A 10,000-nucleotide genomic window follows, 5' to 3' on the forward strand; every position below is an offset into this window, starting at 1 on the left:
TTGGAAAATATTTCGGATCTTTGGAATAACGCGTTAGCCAATATAGAGAAAAAAATCAGCAAGCCCAGCTTTGAAACGTGGCTAAAATCTACTAAAGCCCATTCTTTGCAAGGTGATACATTAACCGTAACGGCTCCAAATGAATTTGCTCGTGACTGGCTAGAAGAACGCTATTCGCAATTAATTGCTGGAATTCTCTACGATATTACAGGAGAAGAACTAGGGGTTAAATTCATCATTCCTCAAAATCAAAATGAAGTGGAAGATGACATTCCTATTCCACAAAAACGCAATATAAAAGATGACGATCATCAAGAGCTACCGTTAAATATGCTCAATCCGAAATATACTTTTGATACATTTGTTATTGGTTCTGGAAATCGATTTGCACATGCTGCTTCACTAGCAGTCGCTGAGGCTCCAGCTAAAGCGTATAATCCCCTTTTTATTTATGGGGGCGTGGGATTAGGAAAAACTCACCTAATGCATGCAATTGGTCATTATGTTCAGGATCATAACCCATCCGCAAAAGTTGTTTACCTATCTTCTGAAAAATTTACGAATGAGTTCATTAACTCTATTCGAGACAATAAAGCCGTTGATTTTAGAAATAAATATCGCAATGTAGATGTTCTTCTTATTGATGATATTCAGTTTCTTGCTGGAAAAGAACAAACTCAAGAGGAGTTTTTCCATACATTTAATACGCTTCATGAGGAAAGTAAGCAAATCGTTATATCCAGTGACCGACCGCCGAAGGAGATTCCGACTCTTGAAGATCGACTTCGTTCACGCTTTGAGTGGGGGTTAATCACAGACATCACACCACCAGATTTAGAAACAAGAATTGCCATCCTTCGTAAAAAAGCAAAAGCTGAGGGATTAGATATCCCTAACGAAGTCATGCTATATATAGCCAATCAAATTGATTCCAATATTAGAGAGCTAGAAGGTGCATTGATTCGAGTCGTTGCATACTCGTCTCTAATAAATAAAGACATTAATGCTGATTTAGCTGCGGAAGCTTTAAAAGATATTATTCCAAGTTCGAAACCACGAGTCATTACCATTCATGAGATTCAACGAGTCGTTGGTGAGCATTTTAATGTGAAACTTGAGGATTTTAAAGCAAAGAAGCGTACGAAATCTGTTGCTTTTCCTAGGCAAATTGCAATGTATTTATCACGGGAATTAACCGACTTCTCCCTTCCGAAAATCGGGGAAGAGTTCGGAGGTCGAGATCATACGACCGTTATTCATGCTCACGAAAAGATTTCAAAGCTTATTCAGGCAGATGCTCAGTTCCAAAAACAATTGAATGAGATTAATGAACTTTTGAAAATTTAATACTGTGTATAACTTTCACTCGTTTGCTCACAGTCTGTCCACATGTGGATAGGCTGTGTTTCCTTTCGTTCAAGAGGGTTATCCACATACTCACAGGCCCTACTATTACTTCTACTATTTTTTTATAATAAAAATATATAAATAAACCTGATATTTCATTCATACGGGGGGACTTATTTTATGCGTTTTATTATCCAAAGGGACCGCTTAGTTCAAAGTGTCCAGGATGTTATGAAGGCAGTAACTAGCAGAACAACTATTCCAATCTTAACTGGTATAAAAATGGTCGTTACAGAAGATGGTGTTACATTAACTGGTAGTGATTCAGACATTTCCATTGAATCCTTTATACCTAGAGAAGAAGCTGGTGATGAACTTGTCGAAATCAAACAAACAGGTTCCATCGTCCTTCAAGCGAAGTTTTTCAGTGAAATCGTAAAGAAATTACCTACAGATACAGTAGAAATAGATGTTCAAAATCACTTTCAAACCGTCATTCGTTCAGGTAAGTCTGAGTTTAATTTGAATGGCCTCGATGCTGAAGAGTATCCGCACTTACCACAAATTGAAGAACAAAATGCATTTAAGATTCGTACAGACCTCTTAAAAGTTCTTGTTCGTCAAACAGTATTTGCCGTGTCCACCTCAGAAACACGCCCGGTGTTGACAGGTGTAAACTGGAAGGTAGAAAACGGAGAGTTGATCTGTATTGCAACAGATAGTCACAGATTAGCTTTAAGAAAAGCAAAGGTCGATATTGAGAACGACATCAATTACAATGTCGTTATTCCAGGGAAAAGCTTAAATGAATTGAGTAAAATACTAGATGATACAAATGACCTAGTGGATATTGTCATAACAGAGAATCAAGTGTTATTTAAAGCTAAGCATCTATTGTTTTTCTCAAGATTGCTTGAAGGAAACTACCCTGATACCACTCGATTGATTCCTTCAGAAAGTAAGACCGAAGTAACCGTTAATACAAAAGAGTTCTTACAATCCATTGATCGTGCTTCCTTGTTAGCAAGAGAAGGAAGAAACAACGTAGTTAAATTTTCAACCATTGAAGAAAAAGTGATAGAGGTTTCCTCAAATACACCAGAAATCGGAAAAGTAGTTGAAGAGCTCCAAGCGCAAGCGATTACTGGTGAAGAGTTGAAAATATCTTTTAGTGCAAAATATGTAATGGACGCATTAAAAGCTGTAGAAGGACAAGAAATAAAAATTAGCTTTACAGGGGCAATGAGGCCGTTTATTATTCAACCTTTGAATGACGATTCTATTCTGCAATTGATTCTACCTGTAAGAACGTATTAAGAATAAGCTGCCAGTCTTCTGGTGGCTTTTCGTTTAACCCTTTGTATACCAACCGAATATTTAGTAAAATAAAGAGTAGACACGAAATACGCTCGTCATGAAAAATTACGAGAAATGAGTGAGGTTATTTGAGAGAAGAAGTGAAAATTGACACGGAATATATTACATTAGGTCAATTTTTAAAGTTAGCAGGTGTGATAGATACCGGAGGAATGGCAAAGTGGTTCCTAAGTGAACATGAAATATTTGTCAATAATGAGCAAGATCAAAGGAGAGGTCGAAAGCTTAGAGCTGGAGATGTTGTTGAAATTCCTACCATCGGTTCATACATTGTCATGTAAAAGGAAGCAGGCTTCGACAAATGTGTTGAAGTCTCGCTTACTGTATAGGGATAAAGGATGTTATGAATATGTATATTGAGCATTTAGGGTTGAAAAATTATCGGAATTACGAAGAATTGACTATTAATTTCGAAAACAAGGTTAATGTCATCTTAGGTGAAAATGCTCAAGGGAAAACAAATGTCATGGAATCTATCTACGTATTAGCCATGGCTAAGTCTCATCGAACCTCTAATGATAAAGAACTTATTCGTTGGGATGAAGAATATGCTACAATAGAGGGACGGGTAAAAAAAAGTCACGGTCCTCTCCCGATGCAGCTGATTATTTCTAAAAAAGGAAAAAAAGCAAAATGCAATCATCTTGAGCAGCAAAAATTAAGTCAGTATGTAGGGAATATGAATGTGGTTATGTTTGCGCCTGAGGATCTTACACTCGTTAAAGGGAGTCCGCAGGTTAGAAGGCGATTTATTGATATGGAGATTGGACAAGTATCCCCTATTTATCTTCATGAAATGGGACAATATCAAAAAATTCTTCAGCAAAGAAACCATTATTTAAAAATGTTGCAGATTAAAAAGCAATCAGACGAAACGATGTTGGATATTTTAACGGAGCAATTTATTGATAAGGCTGTTCGTATCGTGGCCAAACGTTATGAATTCCTCCGAATGCTTCAAAAGTGGGCCATTCCTATTCATAGTGGAATTTCTAGAGGACTAGAAACGTTAAAGATTGAGTATAAACCTTCTGTTGATGTATCAGAAGATCAAGATTTGTCGAAAATGGTAGAAGTATTCACTCATAAATTTGATAAAATAAAAACAAGAGAGATCGAACGTGGAACAACACTGTTTGGCCCTCATCGCGATGATATGCTCTTTTTTGTCAATGGACGTGATGTACAAACGTTTGGATCTCAAGGTCAGCAACGGACAACTGCCTTATCCGTTAAGCTAGCAGAAATTGAACTTATTCATTCGGAGATTGGGGAATATCCTATTTTACTCTTAGATGATGTTCTTTCTGAGCTTGATGATTATCGCCAATCTCACTTGTTAAACACCATTCAGGGTAAAGTACAAACATTTGTAACAACAACAAATGTGGATGGAATTGACCATCAAACGCTTAAAGAAGCGTCAACCTTTACCGTTGATAGTGGGACAATTAAACAAATCTTATGAGGTGGTCATATGTATGTTCATATTGGAGAAGAGACATTGGTACGAGCAATAGATATCGTTGCCATCATAAGTAAAGAAAGTGTCGTCTCATCATCACAGATGAATGAGTTATTAACGAATGATCGTTTAGTGGTTGTGGATCTTTCGAAAGGTGGATATAAGTCTATCGTGATCACGAAGGATAAAATCTATTATTCTCCATTATCATCTGGAACATTAAAAAAACGCTCTTAAAAATAAGCAGTTCAGTATTAGAATAATCTTAGTTCTCTTGCTAAGTGAAAATATATATTTGGTATGCGAAAATCAGTTGGTTTTCGTTTAATTGTGAAAGAAAGAGTAGGTGAACCGTTTATGGCAATGGAACAAAAAGAAGTCCAAGAACAATCATATGATGAAAATCAGATACAGGTTCTGGAAGGTCTTGAAGCCGTTAGAAAAAGACCGGGGATGTATATTGGTTCCACAAGTGTCAAAGGACTCCACCATTTAGTTTGGGAAATCGTTGACAATAGTATTGACGAAGCTCTAGCTGGCTTCTGTACAGAGATAAATGTTGTGATTGAAAAGGATAATAGTATTACAGTTATTGATAATGGCCGAGGAATACCTGTCGGGATCCATGAAAAGATGGGAAGACCGGCTGTTGAAGTCATTATGACTGTCCTTCATGCAGGCGGAAAGTTTGGTGGCGGAGGTTATAAAGTTTCTGGAGGACTTCACGGAGTTGGTGCGTCTGTAGTTAATGCGCTATCTACATTATTAGAAGTGTATGTTCATCGTGAAGGGAAAATCCACTACCAGAAATTTGAGCGTGGAGTGCCTGCTGCTGACTTAGAAGTGATCGGAGAAACAGACCATACAGGTACGACGATTCATTTTGTCCCAGATGGAGAAATTTTCACAGAGACTCTTGAGTATGATTATGAGACCCTTGCCAATCGTATCCGTGAGCTTGCCTTTTTAAACAAAGGGTTAAAAATAACGATTGAAGATAAGCGTGAAGAAAATAAAGCTAACCAGTATTACTATGAAGGTGGAATAAAGTCTTATGTAGAGCACTTAAATCGATCAAAGGAAGTTCTACATGAAGAACCAATCTTTATCGAAGGCGAAAAAGAGGGAATTACCATCGAAGTCGCCATTCAGTACAATGATAGTTATACAAGTAATATTTACTCGTTTGCGAACAATATTCATACCCATGAAGGTGGGACACATGAATCTGGTTTTAAAACAGCTCTTACAAGAATCATAAACGACTATGCGAGAAAATATGGTCAGATAAAAGAAAACGATTCGAATCTGTCTGGTGATGATGTACGAGAAGGTTTAACAGCTATCGTATCAATCAAACATCCAGATCCACAGTTTGAAGGCCAAACCAAAACGAAACTTGGTAACTCAGAGGTAAGAGCAGCAACAGATACGATTTTTGCCGAGGCACTGGATAAGTTTCTTCTTGAAAACCCTACAGTTGCTAGGAAAATAGTAGAAAAAGGCTTAATGGCGGCAAGAGCCCGTTTAGCTGCCAAAAAGGCGAGAGAGTTAACACGTCGAAAGAGTGCCCTAGAGGTATCTAGCTTACCTGGTAAGCTTGCTGACTGCTCTTCTAAAGATCCTGAAATCAGTGAGATATATATCGTTGAGGGAGACTCTGCGGGTGGGTCAGCAAAACAAGGACGTGACCGTCATTTCCAAGCGATTCTTCCACTTAGAGGGAAAATCCTTAACGTAGAAAAAGCAAGATTGGATAAAATCCTTTCAAATAATGAAGTTCGTGCCATGATTACAGCCATCGGAACAGGGATTGGCGAAGACTTTGATCTTTCGAAAGCTCGCTACCATAAAGTTGTCATTATGACGGATGCAGATGTTGACGGTGCGCATATTCGAACACTGATTCTAACATTCTTCTATCGATATATGAGACAAATCTTAGAGGCAGGCTATATTTATATCGCTCAGCCACCGTTATACAAGGTTCAACAAGGGAAACGCATTGAATATGCTTATAACGATAAGGAATTAGACCGTATTTTCGCAGAGCTTCCGAGTCAACCGAAACCTAATATTCAACGTTACAAAGGTTTAGGTGAAATGAACCCTGATCAGCTTTGGGAAACAACTATGAACCCTGACACTAGAACCATGTTGCAGGTTAGTCTTCAAGATGCCATTGAAGCCGATGAAACATTCGAAATGCTAATGGGAGATAAAGTAGAGCCACGTCGTAACTTTATCGAAGCAAACGCACAATACGTGAAAAACTTAGATATTTAAAAAAGGGTAGAGGGTAACCACTATCCTCCTTTTCTTTTCATAGAAGGCTTACAAAGAATCATCATTAGCTTTAAAGGAGGTACACACGTTGGCTGAAACACCAAATTCACAAATTAAAGAAATTAATATAAGCCAAGAAATGAAGACTTCATTCCTAGACTATGCGATGAGCGTAATCGTCTCCCGTGCTTTGCCAGATGTTAGAGATGGATTAAAGCCTGTTCACCGTCGTATTCTATATGCCATGCATGACCTTGGAATGCATTCTGACAAGCCATATAAAAAGTCTGCTCGTATCGTTGGGGATGTAATAGGTAAATACCATCCACACGGAGACTCAGCGGTCTATGAAACAATGGTACGTATGGCTCAGGATTTTAACTACCGGTACATGCTTGTTGATGGCCATGGAAACTTTGGATCTGTTGATGGAGATTCAGCGGCAGCGATGCGTTATACAGAATCAAGAATGTCAAAAATCTCAATGGAACTGTTGCGAGATATAAATAAAGACACGATTGATTATCAAGACAACTATGATGGAGAAGAAAAGGAGCCAGTTGTTCTACCTGCTCGATTCCCGAATCTTCTTGTCAATGGAACCACAGGAATTGCAGTTGGAATGGCAACTAATATTCCCCCGCACCAATTAGGTGAAGTCATTGATGGTGTATTAGCTGTAAGTAAAGATCCTGAAATTACAACGGCGGAGCTCATGGAGATCATTCCTGGTCCCGATTTTCCAACTGGAGGACTAATACTCGGCCGAAGTGGAATCCGAAAGGCTTACGAAACAGGCAGAGGTTCTATTACATTACGAGCAAAGGTTGTCATTGAACAAAAAGCAAATGGCAAGGAAGTTATTATTGTTAATGAAATTCCATACCAAGTAAACAAGGCAAAACTAATTGAAAAAATTGCTGAGCTTGCTCGTGAGAAAAAAATTGATGGTATAACAGATCTACGTGATGAATCAGATAGAAAAGGTATGCGTATTGTTATTGAGGTTCGTAAAGATGCAAATGCCAATGTGTTATTGAATAATCTCTATAAGCAAACAGCTCTACAAACTAGTTTCGGAATCAACACATTAGCTTTAGTGGATGGACAGCCTAAGGTCTTAAACCTAAAGCAGTGTTTAGTTCATTATTTGGATCACCAAAAAGTAGTCATCCGTAGAAGAACAGAATTTGAATTACGAAAAGCGGAAGCACGAGCACATATTTTGGACGGATTACGAATTGCGTTAGATCACCTAGATGCGGTTATTAGCTTAATTCGTTCCTCTCAAACAACGGATATTGCTCGTGAAGGCTTAATGACTACCTTCCAGCTTTCAGAAAAGCAAGCACAGGCGATTCTAGATATGCGATTACAGCGTTTAACAGGATTAGAACGCGAAAAAATCGAGGAAGAGTATCAAAACCTTGTGAAGCTGATTGCTGAGCTAAAGGAAATTTTAGCAAATGAAGAAAAGGTTCTTGAAATCATTAGAGAAGAGCTAACAGAAATTAAAGAACGCTTCAACGATAACCGTCGTACAGAAATTGTAACGGGTGGAGTGGAAAATATTGAAGATGAGGATTTAATTCCAGTTGAGAATATCGTTATTTCGTTAACTCATAATGGATATATCAAACGTCTTCCGGTTTCAACCTATCGTGCGCAGAAGCGTGGAGGTCGCGGAATACAAGGAATGGGAACGAATGAGGATGATTTCGTTGAACATCTTGTTACAACGTCTACACATGATACCATTCTTTTCTTTACAAACAAAGGGAAAGTGTATCGCTCAAAAGGATATGAAATTCCTGAGTTCTCAAGAACAGCAAAAGGAATTCCTATCATCAATCTTCTTGAAGTCGATAAAGGAGAATGGGTGAATGCCATTATCCCTGTTTCAGAGTTTGTAGATGACTGGTTCCTGTTCTTTACTACCAAGGAAGGAATATCGAAACGTTCTCCACTCACTTCCTTTGCTAATATTCGTAACAATGGTTTAATTGCCTTGAACCTACGTGAGGAAGATGAATTAATCTCTGTTCGTCTTACAGATGGCAGCAAAGAAATCATTATTGGAACGAAGAATGGGTTACTCATTCGTTTCCCTGAAACGGATGTTCGTTCTATGGGCCGTACAGCAACTGGTGTTAAAGGAATTAACATTGATGAAACAGATGAAGTTGTTGGAATGGAAGTACTTGAAGAAAACACAGAGATATTAATTGTTACTAAGAATGGATATGGTAAACGTACACCTGCCGAAGAGTATAGAATCCAGGGCCGTGGTGGTAAAGGAATCAAAACATGTAACATTACAGATAAAAACGGAAGTCTAGTTGCGATGAAGGCTGTAACAGGTGAAGAAGATGTCATGTTAATTACTACAGGTGGAGTCTTAATACGTATGGCGGTAAGTGATATCTCAACAATGGGACGAAATACTCAAGGTGTGAGATTGATCAGGTTGAATGAATCAGAAGAAGAATTCGTAGCAACTGTAGCGATGGTTGAAAAAGAAGAAGAAAAAGAAGAAATCATCGTTGGTGAAGATGAAGAGTTAAATGACGTTGAACCAGCGGATGAAGAATAATTTGAAAGAGAGGGACATTATTATGTTCCTCTTTTTTTATGAATTAGGTAAAATAGACTAAGAATATTATTACTAGAGGGTGTAATTAGTGCGAGTTCTTATAAAAGAAGTTCAAGAAGGGTGCATTCTTTCTGAAGATGTTGTTGGGTCTTCAGGCCGGTCAATTGTCCAAAAGAAAACAGTGTTAACTTCCGAATTGCTTGGGGTATTAAAAGCCTTCTTAGTACCGGAACTAGAGGTTGAAAAGACTCTTTCTAGCGGTCACCCTTTTATTCCAAATGAGATTCTTTTGGATGATGAAGAAGTTAGTCGTGAGGAAAATGAAGAGCAAAGGGAACTTACATTCACAGAACTCTTTCTCCAAGCATCAAGAAGCTTTAAAAAAGAGTTTCGAAGCTGGCAAGCAGGCTTACCCGTAGATGTTACAAAGGTACGTAGCATTATATTTCCGTTAATTGAAAAAATAGATCACAATCAAGTAGACCTTTTTCAACTTCACCACTTTTCAACTGAGGAAGACTATTTATACCAGCATGCGGTTGCGGTTGGGTTAATTAGCAGTTTTATCTCTAAGAAGCTAGGTTTTAATAAAGGTGAAATTGTTCAGGTTGCTTTGGCTGGAGCTTTAAGCGATTGTGGAATGGCAAAGCTTTCTGAAGGTATCTTGAATAAAAAAACACCTCTTACTCAAGAGGAGTATCAAGAAGTGAAGAACCACCCGACGAATAGCTATAGACTTATTCAAAGTACACCTTTCATTAGAGAGGCTGGCAAAATCGCTATCTTCCAGCATCATGAGCGTTTGGATGGAAGTGGGTATCCGTTAGGAGAAAAGGGACAGAAAATCCACCAGTATGCAAAAATTATTGGAGTAGCTGACACATTCCACGCAATGACATCACAACGATTGTATCGAAAAAAACAGTCTCCTT

At 38.2% G+C, this 10,000-nt stretch carries 8 protein-coding genes (1 of these 8 cut by a window edge); all 8 read left to right on the top strand.

The window, feature by feature from the left end; translation table 11 throughout:
• Positions 1 to 1,347, top strand: a complete 1,347-nt coding sequence (gene dnaA, locus MKX65_RS00005) for a chromosomal replication initiator protein DnaA (protein ID WP_340901693.1) — start codon at positions 1 to 3, stop codon at positions 1,345 to 1,347.
• 180 nt (positions 1,348 to 1,527) lie between these two features.
• Positions 1,528 to 2,664 (top strand): DNA polymerase III subunit beta, encoded by a 1,137-nt coding sequence (dnaN, locus tag MKX65_RS00010; protein WP_340901695.1) that lies wholly within the window; start codon positions 1,528 to 1,530, stop codon positions 2,662 to 2,664.
• Between the two features lie 128 nt (positions 2,665 to 2,792).
• Positions 2,793 to 3,005 carry a S4 domain-containing protein YaaA gene (yaaA, locus tag MKX65_RS00015; RefSeq protein WP_160547692.1) on the top strand — a complete coding sequence of 71 codons (213 nt, stop codon included), beginning with the start codon at positions 2,793 to 2,795 and terminating at the stop codon, positions 3,003 to 3,005.
• A gap of 68 nt (positions 3,006 to 3,073) precedes the next feature.
• Positions 3,074 to 4,192 carry a DNA replication/repair protein RecF gene (gene recF / locus MKX65_RS00020; protein WP_340901697.1) on the top strand — a complete coding sequence of 373 codons (1,119 nt, stop codon included), beginning with the start codon at positions 3,074 to 3,076 and terminating at the stop codon, positions 4,190 to 4,192.
• A gap of 9 nt (positions 4,193 to 4,201) precedes the next feature.
• A complete protein-coding gene (gene remB / locus MKX65_RS00025) occupies positions 4,202 to 4,426 on the top strand; it encodes an extracellular matrix regulator RemB (protein WP_340901698.1) in 225 nt (74 codons plus the stop codon).
• Between the two features lie 126 nt (positions 4,427 to 4,552).
• The gene (gene gyrB / locus MKX65_RS00030; protein WP_160547742.1) at positions 4,553 to 6,475 is read left to right on the top strand and encodes a DNA topoisomerase (ATP-hydrolyzing) subunit B; all 1,923 of its coding nucleotides are present in this window, start codon (positions 4,553 to 4,555) and stop codon (positions 6,473 to 6,475) included.
• 88 nt (positions 6,476 to 6,563) lie between these two features.
• The gene (gyrA, locus tag MKX65_RS00035) at positions 6,564 to 9,068 is read left to right on the top strand and encodes a DNA gyrase subunit A (RefSeq protein ID WP_340901699.1); all 2,505 of its coding nucleotides are present in this window, start codon (positions 6,564 to 6,566) and stop codon (positions 9,066 to 9,068) included.
• Positions 9,069 to 9,156: 88 nt separating this feature from the next.
• Positions 9,157 to 10,000 carry the 5' portion of an HD-GYP domain-containing protein gene (locus MKX65_RS00040; RefSeq protein WP_340901700.1) on the top strand. Its footprint extends 254 nt past the window's final position, so 844 of the gene's 1,098 nt are visible here — the first part of the coding sequence; its start codon is at positions 9,157 to 9,159; its stop codon lies beyond the right edge, outside the window.

Origin of the sequence: Robertmurraya sp. FSL R5-0851 (assembly GCF_038002965.1) — a bacterium.
Taxonomy (GTDB): Bacteria; Bacillota; Bacilli; order Bacillales; family Cytobacillaceae; genus Robertmurraya_A; species Robertmurraya_A beringensis.